At 38.5% G+C, this 18,279-nt stretch carries 12 protein-coding genes and 4 pseudogenes; 5 read left to right on the top strand and 11 right to left on the bottom strand.

The annotated features are described in order from the left end of the window. Window positions 1–16 precede the first annotated feature (16 nt). Both HSISS3_RS04770 and HSISS3_RS04775 read left to right on the top strand, forming a co-directional pair. Entirely contained in the window at window positions 17–1,147 is a 1,131-nt protein-coding gene (locus HSISS3_RS04770) for a hypothetical protein (RefSeq protein ID WP_231087410.1), read from the top strand. Then, entirely contained in the window at window positions 1,137–2,426 is a 1,290-nt protein-coding gene (locus HSISS3_RS04775) for a hypothetical protein (protein WP_021151901.1), read from the top strand. The genes HSISS3_RS04770 and HSISS3_RS04775 overlap by 11 nt, the downstream gene beginning before the upstream one ends. Before the next feature lie 176 nt (window positions 2,427–2,602). Here HSISS3_RS04775 and HSISS3_RS04780 read toward each other — a convergent pair whose 3' ends face one another. The 3 genes and pseudogenes from HSISS3_RS04780 to HSISS3_RS04790 all read right to left on the bottom strand — a co-directional run bounded on the left by HSISS3_RS04780 (window position 2,603) and on the right by HSISS3_RS04790 (window position 6,565). Continuing rightward, window positions 2,603–4,528 (bottom strand): DUF2207 domain-containing protein, encoded by a 1,926-nt coding sequence (locus HSISS3_RS04780; RefSeq protein WP_021151902.1) that lies wholly within the window; start codon window positions 4,526–4,528, stop codon window positions 2,603–2,605. Window positions 4,529–4,625: 97 nt separating this feature from the next. After that, a pseudogene (locus HSISS3_RS04785) lies at window positions 4,626–5,893 on the bottom strand (dihydroorotase). Between the two features lie 19 nt (window positions 5,894–5,912). Continuing rightward, window positions 5,913–6,565, bottom strand: a pseudogene (locus HSISS3_RS04790) (uracil-DNA glycosylase). A 215-nt stretch (window positions 6,566–6,780) separates the two neighbouring features. Here HSISS3_RS04790 and HSISS3_RS04795 point away from each other — a divergent pair. After that, on the top strand, window positions 6,781–7,977 hold the full coding sequence (locus HSISS3_RS04795; RefSeq protein WP_042771834.1) for a cation diffusion facilitator family transporter: 1,197 nt from the start codon (window positions 6,781–6,783) through the stop codon (window positions 7,975–7,977). A gap of 240 nt (window positions 7,978–8,217) precedes the next feature. Beyond that, a complete protein-coding gene (locus HSISS3_RS04800; protein WP_021151907.1) occupies window positions 8,218–9,564 on the top strand; it encodes a DUF1958 domain-containing protein in 1,347 nt (448 codons plus the stop codon). 26 nt (window positions 9,565–9,590) lie between these two features. Here HSISS3_RS04800 and HSISS3_RS04805 read toward each other — a convergent pair whose 3' ends face one another. The 5 genes from HSISS3_RS04805 to HSISS3_RS04825 form a co-directional block, all read right to left on the bottom strand. Next, entirely contained in the window at window positions 9,591–10,442 is an 852-nt protein-coding gene (locus HSISS3_RS04805) for a patatin-like phospholipase family protein (protein WP_021151908.1), read from the bottom strand. Continuing rightward, complete coding sequence (locus HSISS3_RS04810; RefSeq protein WP_021145422.1) at window positions 10,439–11,059, bottom strand: SGNH/GDSL hydrolase family protein; 621 nt, start codon at window positions 11,057–11,059, stop codon at window positions 10,439–10,441. The genes HSISS3_RS04805 and HSISS3_RS04810 overlap by 4 nt, the downstream gene beginning before the upstream one ends. Window positions 11,060–11,378: 319 nt before the next feature. Then, window positions 11,379–12,515, bottom strand: coding sequence for an AI-2E family transporter (locus HSISS3_RS04815; protein ID WP_021151909.1), 1,137 nt, complete (start codon window positions 12,513–12,515; stop codon window positions 11,379–11,381). Between the two features lie 78 nt (window positions 12,516–12,593). Next, on the bottom strand, window positions 12,594–13,190 hold the full coding sequence (locus HSISS3_RS04820) for a histidine phosphatase family protein (RefSeq protein ID WP_021151910.1): 597 nt from the start codon (window positions 13,188–13,190) through the stop codon (window positions 12,594–12,596). After that, window positions 13,187–13,795 carry a histidine phosphatase family protein gene (locus HSISS3_RS04825; protein WP_021145426.1) on the bottom strand — a complete coding sequence of 203 codons (609 nt, stop codon included), beginning with the start codon at window positions 13,793–13,795 and terminating at the stop codon, window positions 13,187–13,189. Before HSISS3_RS04825 ends, HSISS3_RS04820 begins: the two co-directional genes overlap by 4 nt. A 273-nt stretch (window positions 13,796–14,068) precedes the next feature. Here HSISS3_RS04825 and HSISS3_RS04830 point away from each other — a divergent pair, with 273 nt between their 5' ends. Beyond that, window positions 14,069–15,088: a phosphodiester glycosidase family protein gene (locus HSISS3_RS04830; RefSeq protein ID WP_196757051.1), complete on the top strand. Its 1,020-nt coding sequence runs from the start codon at window positions 14,069–14,071 to the stop codon at window positions 15,086–15,088. A gap of 34 nt (window positions 15,089–15,122) precedes the next feature. Here the strand turns inward: HSISS3_RS04830 and HSISS3_RS04835 are convergent. From HSISS3_RS04835 to glf, 3 genes and pseudogenes are all read right to left on the bottom strand, one after another. After that, window positions 15,123–16,174, bottom strand: a pseudogene (locus HSISS3_RS04835) (galactofuranosyltransferase). Between the two features lie 10 nt (window positions 16,175–16,184). Next, window positions 16,185–17,176, bottom strand: a pseudogene (locus HSISS3_RS04840) (stealth family protein). Beyond that, the gene (glf, locus tag HSISS3_RS04845) at window positions 17,173–18,273 is read right to left on the bottom strand and encodes a UDP-galactopyranose mutase (RefSeq protein ID WP_021145430.1); all 1,101 of its coding nucleotides are present in this window, start codon (window positions 18,271–18,273) and stop codon (window positions 17,173–17,175) included. The pseudogene HSISS3_RS04840 and the gene glf overlap by 4 nt, the downstream one beginning before the upstream one ends. Window positions 18,274–18,279: the final 6 nt, after the last annotated feature.

Raw genomic sequence — 18,279 nt, forward strand, 5'->3', positions numbered from 1 at the left:
AGCTGGAGTGGCGATTATGACTTTCAGCTTTTTAGGTATTCTCTTCCCAAAATCAGGTTTTATAGCGCTTGTATTCCTTCATTCTGTCAAATCATTCAAAAATCTTAGACATACCATCTTGGAATCCTTCTTTATACCATTTACCTTTGCCCTAATGGTAAGGCTTGTGATTTCCCTCATTATTCCAATCTTTTTTCCTTTTGTCTTAGATTACAATTTCGCTGGCTTCTTAATCCTTTTCTTAGCCTTCTTACTTTGGTTTGCTCAGAATGCTCTTCTACAAGTCGATTATAATCGCTTAAAGCAAATTGATTCTGCCAGACCATGGTACAGATCTACGTCAGTCGCACTTTATAGTCTAGCAGTCATTTACTTTATTTCGGAATTAATTACGAATAATATCCAACTCACTCTTTTCTTCCTTATTGCTACGGCTTTAATTCTATCTAAACAAGTTACCCTCTATAGAAAGGAATTAAAAGCCCAAACGAGGGCTGCTCAAGAGGTGCATATAGACCTTCTACAAAAATCAAGTCAAAACATCAATATTTGGTATCAAAAAAAGACTAGCCAAGAACTTTTTATCAAGGATGAAGCTGAAAATCTCTATGACCTCATTCGCTTCCAACAAAACGACGAAGCTGAGGAACTTATAGATTATTTGTTAACACCAAACCCTTTAGATAAAAAGATTGACCGATTCTACAGAAATAAGCTTGAAAACATAAAATTAGCTGACTTGCAGGCGCTTTTTGAAGCTAAATTTTTAAAGGCTAAAGAACTAGATGTCTGGGTTAGTATGGAAATTCCCGAACCAATCACTGTCTATCCTATTTATCCCTTAGACTGGGTTTATATCTTATCGACTATCTTAGATCATGTCATTGACCAAGCAAGAGACAGTAGACAAAAATACCTTAGCTTTGCCTATTTTAAAGACGAGGACAGTCAGCACTTTGTCGTGGAAAGCTCAAGCACAAAAGAAGATTCACCGATTACTTCTGATTTTAGCGACCCAGAATTAAAACGTGTCACCCACATTCTGGTCAATTATCCAAATGTTAACATTATTTCAAATACACGTGCTGGCATTTATCGTCTACAAATTGAAATTGACATGACCAAAGGAGGTTATCATGATTACTAATATTATCAATCCTCTCCTGCAGGCCATTAGTTTTATTTCTATCTGGTACCTTTATCAAATCATGTCTAAGGTTAAACCATTACCTGGGCACCTCTTTCTCATTTTCCTCTCTTACGTTGCTGGGGCATCTTACTTCAACCTTGTCAAAATCATTGTAGACCCTCTTTTCTTTCTAGTTGTTGACTTGGCTCTTGTTAGAGAACGCTCCTTTTATCATCGACTTCTTTTTGCTTTTTATCCAACTATTCTCTTTGATGTTGCCACGCGATTGCTTTCAATCGTCATATTGCCTCATGTCCTACATATCAATGGAGATGTGAGTCTTGATAATAACCTACATATTCTGACTTACTTTTTAGCTCCTCTTATCATCTTTCTGATCCTTAAGATTTTCGCTATTGATTTAGATCAGATGAGCAAACTCGATGAATACTGGGCGAGACGTAATTGGTTGCGTAGTACCACTTTTCTCGCTGTTTATTACGTCTTTTTCACAGTCATCCATGGTCTTAATAGCGTTCTTCCAACTACGAATGACCCCCAGAACTTATTTGAAATGGTATTTAGAGTGAGTTCAAATAGTATCATCGTTTTGATGCTTTACCTCGCCCTTCTCCTATGGGATTTTTACAATTGGAACGAAGCCGTCCACTCACAGTTCATCAAAAGATTGGACAGAGAACGTTTTAAATTGCTAGGGACTATGACTAACTACAACAAAGCCCTAATCCAAATTATCACCCAAAAACAAAAATTTTCAGAGCTTTACAAAAAAAATCTGAAGGATGTCTCAGAAGCTTTAAAGACTGATGATGCCACAAAAGCTAAAGATTTACTTGAGATTTATAAAACGAGTAATTCCATCATTAGTAGCCCAGAAACTCAAGAAAAATTGAATCAGCTGACTAATCCTATCTTAGCTAGTTTTCTTTCTAATCGTATTGTAGGGACGAGGTCAGCTCATATTGATATCACGATCAATATTAGCCCAAAATTTGGAGAAGTTCCTTTATCAGACTTAGATTTGTACCAACTTCTTCAGGCCTCAGACAAAGCTGTTCTCAAACATCTCCGTCCTGATACCAAGATACATAGTAGCTATCTACAAATGGACCATTCCCAACTTTTTGTTGTTGAACTACCAGTCCTAACTGATTCCGTTAGCAAGGACAAGGAACTTAATGATTTGGTTAAAACGCTGCCAAACGTCGATTACCGAGTCGGTTTCCATGAAGGCTACCTTATTCAAATTATTGAAGTCTTTGAATCTGGATATTAAAATTTCATCAAAAAAGAGCTTTTAGGCTCTTTTTTAGTTTTATAAACTTAACACACTAAATGTCTAATCTATTCAGAAAATTTTTCAGAGAAGAAAGCCATCTGAATTGACACTAAAAGACACCCAAAGTACTCTGAGTGTCTCTATCAGGTGATAGTATTCAATTGGTTAAAGAATTAGAAGGCACCTCCACCTCCGCCTCCTCCTCCACCAGAGAAGCCACCACCACTAAAGCCTCCACTACCACTACTTGAGTTGATAGAAAAGTTACTTACAGTATCTGAAGCAGAAACATAATTTTGCAATGCAGTTGAATTATAGAGCATGGCAAAAGATACAGGTGAATAAGTAAAGGCATCTAAAGATGGATTGCTAAGGTGAATGTTGTAACGTTTCAGGACGTCACTAACTTTCTTGGCCTGTCCATAAAGTGTCGCATAAACTAGAATACGATTCCATAAAACAATGGATTGTAATTCTGCTTGATTAAACTGCTCGATACTCTTAATCATGTTGTTAAAACTATGCCATTGATAATAAATATCCGAGTTTTCTGGAACAAGGCACCCGTTTGCCCGCCCATTGATTTGAAGACGATAAATAAGATGCATGGTAATAACTGGGAAGAAAATGAGTAAATATAAAAAGGATAAATTAGAGGAGAAACCAATTGAGAGAAGGAAGAAACCAATAGCAATGAGTACATAAAGAGATATAAACATTATGTTTGCTACTGAAGATAAATGCGTTTCTGAAGGAGTCAGCTGCCTATACAGGCTTGGTAATCCGAGTTGCTTTTCTTGATTTTCGACACCTTGGGTAACCCTTGTAGCATCTTCTAAAAACAGACTTCTAATATTTCTACCTATAGAACGAAGCTTATCTCTTTCTGTCCTATTTTTAGCTTTTTTATACTGACCTTCAATTTCACCTTCGTTGATATAGTATCGTGAGAACATATCTTTCTCTTTGACTTGACTTTGACCATCAAAGAGCATGTCAATAAAAGCTACTTCAAAATCGGCTAAACCATCACTTTTAACAAATTCAAGGATTGGCTCTCCCCTTGATTGACTAAAGGATAAATTTCCTCTATCTATAAGATCCAGTATCGTTGCTTGGACCATATGGTTAAAGGATATTGGGTAAGTCACACTATTCAGACCACTAATGTCAAATCGTTGGTTGTAGACGTTCTGAGCAAGAACTAGAGGAGCTAGATTTTGAGGTATGTCATAGAGTCTACTATCTTTTGGAAAACGTGGTGGCCTAGTGCTTCTCAAGACTGAACTATAAAACACAATAGCTAAAACAAATAGGACGAGGAGAAGTCCTGGGAAAAGACCATAGAAAATGATGTGATAAATCTTTCTATTTCTCACAATATCATTTTCCTGTTTTAGGAATTTATCTTTAGCTGAACTATTGATGATATTAGTGGAATTTTTAGATTTTAGACTTGGTGTCATAGGCCAATAAGCATGAAGTTCGAGTTTCCCCTTTGCAGGAAAATGATCAAACTGAATATTATAGCCTTCATCCGTCCTTTGAACCTGAGGATTTTTTTGAAAGAATCCTGCATGAGCATAAAGCTCACCCTTATTGGAATCTAAACCATCAACAGTAAAATCAACATGACCAATCGACTTATCCCAATCGGAAATCGGAAACCAATTGAGGACAGCAACATCAGAATAAAGATTTAAAATACGACTAATTTGCCAAGTAACCTTAAGAACAACTTTATCACCACTATGCCCCTGGTTGTAAACTTTCAGCTTAGTTCCATCTGATAATTCTGATGCTTCAACCCTAACATAGGGTTTGGTTTGGCCATTTACTGTCGCTGTTACCGTTGGATTACCACTAATGTAAAAACCATCTGGAACTGGCTTTGCACTACCCAATGTGACATACTGCCCATGATAATCACTCTCAAAATCATAAGTAATTTCCTGCGTAAATGTAGCACTACTATTATCCGAAATACTTAGATGCCCTTTGTATGAGGGGATACGGTAACTAACGTCATCAGCTTTAACAGAAATTACGGGGACTATAAAAGCTATTAAACAACCAAGCCAAATCAAAAATTTTTTCATAATCTCTCCTTACTGCTAGCCCTAAAACCAAAAGAAATGGCAATAGACAAAACCATAACAATTTCATTCGGTTTCTCAAATAAGAAGGGGCGTAAACTTAGGCTTGATAAACAATCTCACCGTCACAGATAGTGTATTTGACACTTCCCGTAAGCTCTTCACCGACAAATGGTGAGTTGGCCGCTTTAGACTTAAAGTCTGCTGTGACCTGACGTTTTTCTTTATCTGCAAAAATCACAAGGTCAGCTGGTCCATTTTCAGCCAAATAACCGGCATCGAAGCCATAAAGCTCAGATGGATTGCTGGTCATCACTTTCAATAACTCAATTAAACTCAAATGGCCTGCATCAACCAAGTATGTCAATCCAAGAGATAGAGACGTTTCAAGTCCTGTCATTCCTGACGGGGCTTTAGTCACATCAGCCACATTCTTTTCGTCTGCATGGTGTGGCGCGTGATCTGTGGCAATAACAGTTATCACTCCAGATTTCAATCCCTCAATAACGGCTTGACGGTCAGATTCCAAACGAAGTGGTGGATTCATCTTGGCATTAGCACCTTTTGAAAGCAAGAGGTCTTCAGTTTTTGAGAAGTGCTGTGGTGCTACTTCCGCTGTGACTTGTGCTCCAAGTTTTTGAGCAAATTCAACCACTTTGACAGATTCAGCTTTTGACAAGTGTTGAATATGAACATGGGCTTGGGTATCATAAGCAATCATGACATCACGCGCAATCATACTGTACTCAGCTACACCAGTTGCTCCACAAATATGAAACTCTTTTTAGCAATATTTTCATTAAATCCGAGAATACCATTAAGGTCAGGGTCCTCTTCGTGAAGGCTGATAAAGGTATTATTCTCTTTAGCCAACTCCATGGCCTTTTTGACAATTCCAGCATTGGTCAATGGAATACCGTCATCTGAGAAACCAGCAGCACCTGCTTCAAGCAAACCCTTGAAATCAGTGATGTTTTCACCATCAAAATTCTTAGTGATTGTTGCAACAGACTTCACATGGATATTTTCTTTAGCTGCTGAAGTCAAGACTTCCTCCAAAGTTTCCTTGTCTGAAATCGTTGGATTTGTATTAGCCATCATTACAACAGTCGTAAAGCCACCCGCCGCCGCTGCTAAGGCACCAGTATGAATGTCTTCCTTATGGGTTTGGCCTGGTTCACGGAAATGAACATGGATATCCACCAATCCAGGAGCAACCACAAGACCAGTCGCATCAATGACTTGAGCATCACCTGCGTCAATATTTTCAGCGATTTTAACGACTTTTTTACCATCAACAAGAACATCAGCTTGCGTGTCTAAACCTGATTTAGGGTCGACAACACGACCATTTTTAATAAGTAACATAATCTTCCAACTTTCTATTTTACTTCAACCAATCAATTGGGGATTGGCCTTGAGAGACAAGGTAGGTATTGGCTTTTGAAAAAGGCTTACTACCAAAAAACCACGATAGGCCGACAAGGGACTCGGGTGGGCACTTTCAATAATGGCATGCTTAGGATTAGTCACTAGAGACTTCTTCTTACGTGCATAGCCACCCCAAAGTATAAAGACAACGGGACTATCTTTTTGATTGAGGACCTTGATAACAGCATCTGTGAACGGTTCCCAAATCTGACCGGCATGCCCATTGGCTTGACCTGCTGGAACAGTCAGACAAGCATTAAGCAATAGCACTCCCTGCTTGGCCCAGGTCGTTAAATCATGATGCGTTCTAGGCCCAAGATCCTCTCCCAATTCTTTGAGAATATTAACCAAAGAAGGTGGGGCTGGAATCGTCTCAGGCACTGAAAATGACAAGCCTTGAGCCTGATTAGGACCATGATAAGGGTCCTGTCCAAGGATAACCACCCGAACCTCTTCGAAAGGAGTCTCTAACAAGGCATTAAACACCTTGTCACGTGGGGGATAAACGATTCCCTGGCTATAAACCTGGTCCATAAACTGATTTATCTTTGAAAAATAATGGTCCGGCAAAGCTTCTTTCAAAAGCCTATGCCATGTCGAATGTTCCATAAAAACCTCTTTTTTAGACTGTTTAATCCCCTAAATTATACCATAAATGTGTAGGGAATATTCGGAAAATACTGAAAAAGGCTGACTCTTTGCATTCTCCTTCTGACTCTCATTTTAAAATCGAACAAGCATTACGATAAAAACCAATACAACCTTTAATAAGCTATCATTTTATGCTATAATAAACACTTGTATTTAAACAAAAGGGTAATTCTATGACGACGTATGAAAACTTACGGGCGGCGAGGCGAGGTCCCATCGTTAGTATCGTAGCCTACATGCTTCTAACAATAGCGAAACTTCTCGCTGGACACTTTTTAAACTCTAGCTCTTTGATAGCTGATGGTTTCAACAACTTGTCAGATATCTTGGGAAATGTAGCTCTCCTCATTGGACTACACCTGGCTAGTCAACCAGCCGATTCAGACCACAGGTTTGGCCATTGGAAAATTGAAGACTTATCAAGCTTAGTCACCTCCTTCATCATGTTTGTAGTGGGCTTCCAAGTCCTTATCCAAACAGTCCGAAAGATTTTTCTAAGAATTGAAACTGTAGTTGATCCTCTTGGTGCTACCGTTGGAGTCCTCTCTGCCATCGTCATGTGTGGCGTCTACTTCTACAATAAGAGTCTTGCCAAAAAACTGAAGTCCAGCGCCCTCATTGCGGCTGCTAAAGACAATCTCTCTGATGCTGTGACCTCTATCGGAACCTCAATTGCCATCATCGCAGCATCTTTCAACCTTACTATCATTGACTATATTACTGCCATTATCATCACTTTTTTCATCCTAAAGACAGCCTACGATATTTTCATGGAAGCAACCTTTAGTTTATCAGATGGTTTCGATGAGAAAAATCTCAAGGCCTATGAAAAAGCTATTCTGGAGATCCCTAAAGTTACCAAAGTTAAAAAGCAACGTGGCCGTTCCTATGGGAGTAACATCTACCTTGACATTGTTGTAGAAATGAACCCCGACCTCTCTGTTTACGAGAGTCATGCCATCACTGAACAAATCGAAAAAGTCCTCAGCAAGCGTTTCTCTGTCTACGACACTGATGTCCATGTCGAACCAGCTGCAATTCCTGAGGATGAGATTTATGGCAATGTCCTCCATAAACTTTCTCGAAATGAAAAGATATTTCTATCAAAAATCCCTGACTATGAAAATCTTTTAGCCCCTGATTTCTACTTGATTGATGAAAATGGACATCATCACAACCGCCAAGAAGTCATTGCTAACCAACAACCGCTCCTTAACAATTATAAAGACTTTAAGATGACATCCGTAAGTCAAAAAACCAAATTAATCAGTTACGAATTGGAGGGAAATTTCCATACCAGTATCTGGCGTCGAAATGAGACATGGTTTATGATTTACCATCAAATAACAACCATAAAAAATGACAAGTAACGAGCAAATAGCTCGTTTTTTTCTTGTCACCAGCACTATTGCCTACAACATTCAATAGATTCTAAAAATTGCATTAAATTCTCCAAAGATGCTAAAAGACTAGGTTTTATATGGTATAATGGGAATAATAGTCACTATCAAATAAGAAAATTGCAGTTTGAGTGACATGCTTTTACTATTATTGAATGTGAGGAGGTTCTTGCCAAGTCAGAGCCTCATAGATAATAAAGGAGACACATTATGAAAAAGAAAATTGTTGCCATCCTTTTAACAGCTTGTCTAGCTCTAGCACCAAGTTTGTCTAATGCTGACGAGTTAATGGATATCACACATGCCGCTGGCTATACTGAAGCTACGGAGGCCTATCGTCCTAAGTCCACTCTCCTAATTGATGGAAATACTGGTGACGTCCTCTGGGAAGAAAATGCTGATGAAGTCCGTGACCCTGCCTCAATGTCCAAGGCTATGACGCTTTATCTGGTCTTTGAAGCCATGTCTAAAGGCGAGATTTCAGAAGATACTGTCATCACAGCTACTCCTACCGATCAAGCTATAGCTGAGATCTATGAAATTTCCAATAATAAGATTGTCGCTGGTGTCCAATATACCGTTTCAGAACTCATTACCATGACTGCTGTGCCGTCTTCAAACGTTACAACCGTAATGTTAGCCAATTATCTGACCAATAATGATCCAGATAAATGGATTGATAAGATGAACGAGAAGTCTAAAGAGCTGGGAATGACCCATACCAAATGGTACAATGCTTCTGGCGCTGTTGCTGTTGCCTTCAAAGGCTACTACAACCCCCAACGCTATGATATCAACCAAACCAACCAGACGACTGCACGTGATTTGGCCATCATGACCTATAACTTTATCAAGAAATATCCGAAAATTCTCAATTACACCGACAAACCAGTTGTCACGGTTAAAAAAGGAACACCTTATGAGGAAACCTTCGAAACCTACAACTACTCTATCCCTGGTGCTAAATATGGTATTGAGGGAGTTGATGGTTTGAAGACAGGTTCTAGTCCAGAAGGTGCCTTCAACTATATTGATACCATCAAGCGTGGCGATCAGCGTATGATTGCTGTCATCATGGGTTCTGGTGACTGGTCTGACCAAACAGGGGAAGAAATTCGCCATACGTTTGGGAATGCTCTTGTTGAGAAAATGTACAAAGACTTCTCTTACAAGAAAGTTTTAAGTAAAGGCGAGCAAAAAATTGACGGTAAAAAATATGATGTCGCAAAAGATGTCTATGCCACTGTTAAAAAAGGCCAAGAACCTAAAATCTCTGTCAAAGATGACCAAATTGTGGTTGATAATGGCCTAAAAACAGTCTCACCTAAAATCAAAGCTACTTCGGTTAAGGCTACTAAAGTTAAAGGCTGGTTCGATTTTGGAAGTAACCAAAAGGGTAATGCAACCACTAATACTAAAGGAAGTAACATACTACCTGTTTATTTCTGGTTCTTATGCCTTGTCCCAGTTGGACTTCTATACTTGATTTATCTTAACGAAAAAGGCCATCGACAAAAAGTCAAAGAACGCAAACAAGCTCGACAATCTAACAAGTAAAAAAAACGTGCGCAATGGCACGTTTTTTACTTGTCTTGAAGAAATGTTTTGAGATCATCAATATTGGTTCGCATTTGTTTCAGCCCTTCTTGATAGATGGCTTCAAACTTTTCTGGATCTTTTTCTAAACGCCCGACTTTAAGGGCATGTTCTGGACGGATGGCATACAGTTTTCCAGATTTTTCCAAAGCCTCAATTTTCTCAATGCTCTTATTGTAGTGAATATGGCGGTTTGAAGCCACTTTCACAAATTCCGGATATTTTCGATAAAAAATCTTGTAGAGTCTCTTGCTGGTTTTTGAAGGCTGTTTACGATAGCCCTTAGGACGAGTCAGAATAACAATAAGCTTATCAAAGCCTAAGTTTTCCATAAAATCAACAGGAAGACTGTCAGAAAGGCCACCATCCATATAACGCTTACCCTTGTAGTCTACAATCTCAGAAACCAAGGGGAGGGCGGAACTGGCACGAAGGGCTTCCATCTGTTCAAAGACATGGTCAATCTTGATATAGTCTGGCTTACCTGTCTCAATATCTGTAGTAACCACATAGAAAGGAACCCCTGACTCAGCAAAAGCCTCCTGATCAAAAACATCTAGTTCCATTGGCACCTTATAGTAGGAAAATTCCTTATTAACAAAGTTACCAGTTGTTAACCAGGACCAGAAACTCATGTAACGCCGGTCTCCCATAAAACGCTTGTTATAGCGCAATGCCCTCTTAGGTTGATTGGACAAGTAATTGACACCAAAAAGCGCTCCTGCAGACACTGAAACTACCCCATCAACCTTGATACCAGCCTCTAAAAAGGCATCTAAAACACCAGCTGTATACAGGCCACGCATGCCTCCACCTTCCAGGACTAAACCTACCCTCATTCTAAAATCTCCTTTATGATTGGTTCTGCTATGGCTTGATAGCCTAATGGGGTTAAATGAAGACCATCAGTTGTATATTTCTCATCTAACTGACTTTGATCATCCACTAGATAGTCAAAAAGGTCCACATAGGTCACACCAGGAAGAACAGCAAGTTCTTGATTGAGCTCAGAAACCGTTGTATTATTCCTTACTTTTACCTTTGAGCGATGCTCTGACCTTTCACTGACTGGAAAGACACTCAGCAAATAAATCTCTGTTGAAAGTGATTCTTGACGAACTGCCATAACCATATTCGAAATACGATTGACGATATCTCGAATAGGATAGCCTCGTCCAATGTCGTTAATACCAATCAAGATGACTAATTTATCAGGCTCTAAATCTAAAACCTGCTCTTTAAGATGCTCTAAGAGCCAAACGGAATCTGTTCCTGCAATTCCACGATTAATCAAAGGGAGGTCTCTTCCCAAATATTTTTTCAAGGAAAAAAATTCTGTAATCGAATCTCCAGCAAACACAATTTGACCCTTGCCAAGTTTTTGATTGTCACTCACAAATTTAGCTAACCGTTCTTCTTGATAAGTCGAAAGCTCAGGTCTTGTTGATTCTATCATATCTCACACCTTATCCTTAACACATTTATAAATTCTTAATTTCTGCACGTAAGCAATACTTCCACTATTTCTTCGGAAAGATAGGAAAATCTTGATAGTTTTATTCTAGCATTTTTTTGAAAATTGTGTGAATCAGATAAGAAAATCCATTATATATAAATAGTATCTAAATACTAGGTATTCTATTAATAAGATCAAAAACCACTTATATCAATGTAGTATCATAATACTCTATAATATAGATGAACCAACACAACTATCCTTGTTGCTGACGATGTTTAGTCAAGCGTATCAAAAAACAGACCGTAATCTGTTTCACTTAATATTTAGTTTCAAGCGACTTAGTTGTCTTGTCCTGTTCACGTTTAACCACATTGTCCTTAACAATCTGATAAAGGGTCGCAGCTACTGGCACAGAAACCAGCATACCTAGGATGCCACCTAAGGCTGATCCGATGGTGATGGCGAAGATAACCCATATACCCGGCAGACCAGTAGAACCACCAACAACATAGGGATAGATGAGATTTCCCTCGAACTGTTGCAATATAACCACATAAGCAATAAACAAAAGTGCCAAAGTCACTGAATGGGTCATAATCAAAATGGTACCAATCGTCACACCAATGTAGGCTCCCACAACTGGAATCATCGCTGAGAATCCAATCAAGATAGAGATAGTCGCAGCATATGGGAAATCAAAGATACGCATTCCAATATAACATAAAGTCCCCAAAATACATGCCTCAAGAGACTGATAAACAAAGAAATTACGGAAACGATTATTGAGAATCCCAACGACATAATGGAACGTCTTACCAAAACGACCTAAATAAACCTCTACCAAGCGATTGACCTGATTACCAAGTTTTTCTTTGCCAGCCAAGACATAGCAAGAAAAGACGATACTGATAAAGAGGTTAATCAAGGTTGACGGTAAACTCGTTAATGACGTCAAGAAGCTCGTCAAACCATTCATAATCTGTTGAAGTAATTGAGCACTGTAAGTATTAATCAGCTCTCTAACCTGAGTCACACCACCAAAGTCTTGAATAACTTTTTGCAAAGACTTATTTTTAAGTAACCAATTAATCAGGTTATTAATAGCCGATCTATCTTGACTAATCAGTGTATTGATACTATCAATCAAATCTGGAAGAACGGTAAAGACTACCCAGGTAAAGACTAAACCAATGGTCGCAAAGGCTAAAAGCAAAGAAATGGGGCGTTTGATTTTATGGGTAAAAGCAAAAGGAACAAGCTTGACTAGCCATTTTTCATAAAAAGACATCAAGATATTGACCACAAAAGCTATTCCTGCTCCTACCAAGAAGGGCTGGCTGGCAACAAAAATCGTGTTACAAATTGAAACAACTGTTTCCCAGTAAGTGTATATCAAAAAACAACTGAAAAAAAGGACAGCCAACCAAATAAATTGATTTTTTGTAAACTTCATAGATACTCCAAAATTTAAGATACCCTTTCATTATACACTAAGAAAGGGCATCTTACTATCTTTGACATGAGAAAGCTTCTAGAAATCCGAAAACTCTTGGTCAGCTATTGGATCAATGAGTTTGATAAAGTGAAAATCAGTCCCATCATAATCGAAAACTAAGATAGCACAATTACCTGGACAAGACTGGAACGCACGCTCTGGCTCCACAGCATGTAAAAAAGTCATCAAAGCCCCAGCATGACTAACAGCCAAGATGGATTGATCGGGATGTTTATTGACTATTTCCCTAGCACTTTTCACTACACGAGCAACAAATTGGTCCTGACTTTCCCCACCAAACTGAGCATAATGATTACCAAAATGCCCTACAATAGTTGTCTTGGGGTGAAGATATTCTGGTTGTCCCTCAAAAATACCAAAATTCATTTCCTTGAGTCCCTTTACCCTATGGTAGGCAGTCTGTCCTGTCACCAACTCCAAAGTATCAGATGCCCGCTCCGTTGTCGTGCAATAATATTGGTCAAAGTTCAGATGATGTTTTTGAAAATAAGCCCTAACCTGACGTGCCTGATCTCTCCCCTTTTCGGTCAAAGGGGAGTCGCACCAACCTTGGATACGATTGAGTGTGTTAAAAAGTGTTTGCCCATGTCGCATCAAATAAAATCGTGTCATTTTTCGCCTCCGAAAATATACTCTTCCTCTACCGGATTATAAATCGAAACCAATGCAAATTGACCTTGATCATAAGTAAAATGTAAGATACAACAATTTTTTAGACCACGTAATTCTGGAGTCGGATCTAAAACACGTCTACTAAACTGTAAAATAGATGGACCATGACTAACCAGTAAGGACTTAGAATCTTCAGCCACACTCTCCATGATGGCTCTAACCGTCAACTCCATACGATCCCGAACCTGAGTAGTGCTCTCACCACCAAATTGAAGAAAGTAATCTCCAAACCCCTGACCATCTGGTAAAGGTTTCGGAAGTAGATACTCTGGCTGCCCCTCAAAGGCTCCAAAATCCTGTCCTTTAAGCCCTTTAAGCCTTTCATAGTCTGTTCGGCCAGTTACAATTTCTAGAGTATCACTAGCTCTCTCAGATGTTGAAGAAAAGAGATGGTCAAAAATTGGTTCTTGCTTAGCTAGATACTGGCCTGCCTTCTTAGCCTGTTCGATTCCAACTTCCGTCAAAGGAGCATCACAGACTCCTTGAAGCCTATGCTGAACGTTAAAACGTGTTTGCCCATGTCTCATCAAATAAAATTCTTTCATATTATCACCTCTAAAGCAGAAATCGGATTCATAAACTGAAGAAGCCCTGTGTATCTTTAGGTATACTATTAAACACTAGCATGGCATCTAATAAAAGACACTCCTTCAGAAAATGGTAAAGCCATGGTCGTGATTACACCCATGACTGATTTACCTCTATTATAGACCTTTTAGAAAACGCTTTCCAGTATTATTGCAGAAAAATATTCTTATTTTTTCAAATTTAGAAAGAATTAGATTGTTTTGTTAGCCTGGATTGTTTATAATAATAGTATGAAATTGAAAAATATTTTAAGAATAGTTCTTATTCTTCTAATCTTAACAGGTGTCGTGGCTGGACTACTCTATGTCACTATTTACTTTAATCAACGTGATATAAAAAAGCTCTCCATGCCGTCTAATAAGGATGGATTGAGCTTCACCATCAAAAATAAGGAACTACTAGATCAATCAATTCTTCTTGAGACTGGTAGTATTAAAAATGTAGACATGCAAATCCTTTCTTTTAAAAAAGACGGAAAATACGTCCTCCAAAAAGGAAGAACCGAAGATAATAACCCTAAACTCACAGAGCAAAGTATTAAGTACGAAGCTAAACGTCGTGAAGCCATTGCTCTGATTAACTCAGGATTTTGGTCTTATGAAGGTCTAGATCGTCCTTTCGCCCAAAAAGAAATCGAACTTGGCAAAACTGGCCTTCTTTATGGCGATGATCAAAACAATATCAGTGCAGGAACCTACCCAAATATAGATACAGCCAAAATGTTCACACATATGGGAAGCAACGGTTGGGATACCGGCGCCTTTGGTATACTCATTAAAGATAAAAAGGTTGACAAGTCATGGGAGAAAGGTGATCCTGACCAACCTAATGCACGCTCTATTTATGTAGAGACCTATGATGGCATTATCCGTATTATTCAAACCTACGGCCACACCTCCCTCAATAAAGGATTAAATCACGAAGACGTTTATCACCTTTTGAAAGATTTAGGTTACTCAAATATTCGTCTTGCCTTCTTACTCGACGGAGGTGGTACAACTCGTATGTATACGCGATCAGATAATGGTAAAGAAAAGGTTGCTGGTGCCTTTGTTGATGACAGAACCTATATTGAATATCTTTATCTTACCAAACGAGATAGTAACGCCACTGATCCATATATCTGGCGTGATCAAGAGCTTGTAAAAGCTGGAAAATCTAAGTCAATCACATATGACGACTATATCAAAGCTATCTACTCAAATGGGAAAGTTCCAGGAACCCAGTACCAGTTTGAGGTTTCTAAATAATACAATAACTCCTCACAAAATGAGGAGTTTTATTTTACTTTAAATTGTTAAGCGCAGTAATTAGGTAGTGACCGTCACGAATCTCCTGACCGACACGCTTGGAATTTTTAATTAAGGTTTGGTAATCGTCTTCTGAGAGATTTTCAATGGTAGCCTTCAAATCATAAAGAGAGTCTACTGCAATACCGCAGCCCTGCTCAAGTACAAAATGTGACAAAGCTGACTGTTTCCACACCACAAGTGGGAAGCCTGATGCCAAGTATAGTGAAGCTTTGTGAGAATTGTTGTAACGTAGGTATTCACCAAAGACACCACTACAGGTCTCAGCACTTTCTCCATCCCAGACAAGACCAAAACCACCCTTTAGGGCTACAGGAAGTTCATCAGGTAGGAAAGAACCAAAGTAGGTCTCGTTTTCAAGGGCTCTACTCTCGTCAAAACCTACACCATAAAGGTTATAAGCAGGTTCTGCAGGAAGTGAGTATAGATAGCCAGCTTTTTCTTGTGCCAAGTTACCAGCCACAATAATTGGCTGATTTTTGGTGAGACCTGTCTTTTCTTGGAAATTTGGAATCAAATAGTCAAAAATCCCAAGACTGACAATCTTATCTTCCGCCACTCCTTTATCCACCAAAACTGACTTCATAATAGAATTGTGGGCAATAATGCCAGTTACACTATGAAATGTATCACTTTCCGTTAATTTCATCCGCAACTTCATTCTAAAGGGGAGAGTCTTGTCATTTACAAAACGCAAGGTCTCTAAATCATGAATCAGCAGATAGATGTTAACACCTTTATTTTTAAGAGATTTTAGTAGACTGTTAATGAACAAAGAATGATGTAACAAGGGAAATTGTATCACAATATCATCATTTTCTTTAAGCGTTTAAAGACTCTCAAAAGTGCTCTATATTTGTGAATCTGAGCATTAAGAACATTCATTTTATACCAGTCATCAACTATAACTTTTAAGGGGGCATAACCTAGGTCATTTAAAATCACTTCAACGTCATTACGTGCTTTATTTCCCGCATTTTTAGCATTATTGTCGTGTAAAAATTCTTCTTTTAAATAGTATTTCATCTTTTACTTCTCATTTTTCATAAGCTGATTTTTTAGGATAGTATTCATTTAAGATTTGCTTAAAATGAATGAGGTTTTCTTCATTAAAGTCACCATCATCATTCACACAAAGTAATCTTTTATGCTTATCTTTAAAGATTCTATCAAGTTTATCCACTTGATTTAAACCAATTGTTTCTCCGAAATTTTTTGACATAGGGAAAAATTGATTACTTTCAATTTGCCAGTGAGAACAGATGTATTGATTGACATCCACCCCATAATCTCTAATCTTATTTCTGGATGTTCTATCCAAAATCTCACCTTCAATGTCCCACAAATGTGACAAAGTACTCTTCTTCATCGGTACAGGCAAATGCTGATTCACATAGCCCGTCGGCCCCCATGGTAAGAGTAGCAAGTTCTTCAGAACCAAAGACCCATAGCGATAATTAAAAACTTCCAAGGAGACGACTTTAAAGCTTTTTTATTTGGAAAATGACGATAAATCAACTCAACATTATTGAGATAAGTATTTGTAAATGGTGACCAAGGAACTATGGCATCATACACCGCTAAAAGCTTAGGTTGACCATTTTTATAAAAATCTGAAAGGTGGCTATCTTTAATCAAGTACATATCATCATTGAAATACAAATAATTCTCCGATAATCCTTCAATGCGATGGAGATTAAGTTCAATAGCAGCAGAATTATAGGTAGGTAGGTACTCTTCAGGCATAAATTCCTTATGAGTAATCCATCTAAGTTTTGGATGCTCCAAGTTCAACCAGTCCGGTTTTTGTCCGTTAGTGATTAAATAAACATTATTTACCCAAGTAGCATGTTTTTCAATCATTCTAAACCAATAATTAAAAATACCATAGTCACGATAACGTTGCTCTCCATCAATTTCTTGGTTCCAATCTGAAACTTGACCGGAAACGGCTTGTTTCTCACGGATAAACTCCGGGTTACTGCCATCTACCCAGAGGACAACGATATCAATTTTTTCTTCTGTCATTTACTAAATTCTTTCTCTACGACTTCTAAGGCACGCTCAATGACTACGTGCATGTCGTAGTATTTATAGTCTGCTAGGCGCCCACAGAAGATGACTTTGTCATTTTTAGCTGCTTCTTCTTGGTACTTGGCAAACATAGCATTATTTTTAGCATCATTGATTGGGTAGTAAGGTTCATCTCCCCGTTTCCAATCTGCTGGATATTCACGGGTAATCACTGTCTTAGGCTGCGTACCATACTCGAAGTGCTTGTGCTCAATAATACGAGTATAAGGAATCTCACGCTCTGTATAGTTAACTACTGCGTTACCTTGATGGTTTTCCTCATCTAGGACTTCGTGTTCAAAATGAAGACTACGATACTCCAGTTCTCCATGTTTATAGTCAAAGTACTGGTCAATCATGCCTGTGAAGACAACCTTTTCAGCTGAACTTTCCAGTTCTTCACGGTTGGCGAAGAAATCAACCCCAAGCTCTACTTCCACATCGCCAAGCATATTTTCAATGATGACATTGTAACCACCGATTGGAATCCCTTGGAAACGATCATTAAAGTAGTTATTATCAAAAGTCAATCGGACCGGAAGACGTTTGATGATAAAGGGGGGAAGGTCTGTAGCAGAACGTCCCCACTGCTTTTCTGTATAGCCCTTAATTAACTTTTCGTAGATATCTGGACCAATCAACTTGATAGCTTGTTCTTCAAGATTCTTTGGCTCGACATCTTTCATATCAGCTGTTTGTTCTGCAATCTTGTCCTTAACTTCTTGAGGTGTCTTTGTCCCCCACATGGCATAGAAGGTATTCATGTTGAAAGGAAGATTGTAAAGACTACCCTTGTAGTTAGCTACTGGAGAATTAATATAGTTATTGAATTCAGCGAACTGGTTAACATAGTCCCAGATTTTTTTGTTGGACGTATGGAAAATGTGAGCACCGTATTTATGAACATTGATGCCTTCAATATTTTCACAGTAGATATTACCACCGATGTGATCACGCTTGTCAATCACTTTTACCTTTTTGCCACGTTTTGTAGCTTCATGTGCGAATATAGCGCCAGATAATCCAGCACCAACAATAAGATAATCGTACATAGTTTA

It is taken from the genome of Streptococcus sp. HSISS3, from assembly GCF_000448605.1.
Taxonomy (GTDB): domain Bacteria; phylum Bacillota; class Bacilli; order Lactobacillales; family Streptococcaceae; genus Streptococcus; species Streptococcus raffinosi.

What these genes read in the sequence shown, in the direction of transcription:
- HSISS3_RS04770 (WP_231087410.1), top strand. Translation starts at nt 17, where the DNA reads ATGACTTTCAGCTTTTTAGGTATTCTCTTCCCAAAATCAGGTTTTATA.
- HSISS3_RS04775 (WP_021151901.1), top strand. Translation starts at nt 1,137, where the DNA reads ATGATTACTAATATTATCAATCCTCTCCTGCAGGCCATTAGTTTTATT.
- HSISS3_RS04780 (WP_021151902.1), bottom strand. Translation starts at nt 4,528, where the DNA reads ATGAAAAAATTTTTGATTTGGCTTGGTTGTTTAATAGCTTTTATAGTC.
- HSISS3_RS04795 (WP_042771834.1), top strand. Translation starts at nt 6,781, where the DNA reads ATGACGACGTATGAAAACTTACGGGCGGCGAGGCGAGGTCCCATCGTT.
- HSISS3_RS04800 (WP_021151907.1), top strand. Translation starts at nt 8,218, where the DNA reads ATGAAAAAGAAAATTGTTGCCATCCTTTTAACAGCTTGTCTAGCTCTA.
- HSISS3_RS04805 (WP_021151908.1), bottom strand. Translation starts at nt 10,442, where the DNA reads ATGAGGGTAGGTTTAGTCCTGGAAGGTGGAGGCATGCGTGGCCTGTAT.
- HSISS3_RS04810 (WP_021145422.1), bottom strand. Translation starts at nt 11,059, where the DNA reads ATGATAGAATCAACAAGACCTGAGCTTTCGACTTATCAAGAAGAACGG.
- HSISS3_RS04815 (WP_021151909.1), bottom strand. Translation starts at nt 12,515, where the DNA reads ATGAAGTTTACAAAAAATCAATTTATTTGGTTGGCTGTCCTTTTTTTC.
- HSISS3_RS04820 (WP_021151910.1), bottom strand. Translation starts at nt 13,190, where the DNA reads ATGACACGATTTTATTTGATGCGACATGGGCAAACACTTTTTAACACA.
- HSISS3_RS04825 (WP_021145426.1), bottom strand. Translation starts at nt 13,795, where the DNA reads ATGAAAGAATTTTATTTGATGAGACATGGGCAAACACGTTTTAACGTT.
- HSISS3_RS04830 (WP_196757051.1), top strand. Translation starts at nt 14,069, where the DNA reads ATGAAATTGAAAAATATTTTAAGAATAGTTCTTATTCTTCTAATCTTA.
- glf (WP_021145430.1), bottom strand. Translation starts at nt 18,273, where the DNA reads ATGTACGATTATCTTATTGTTGGTGCTGGATTATCTGGCGCTATATTC.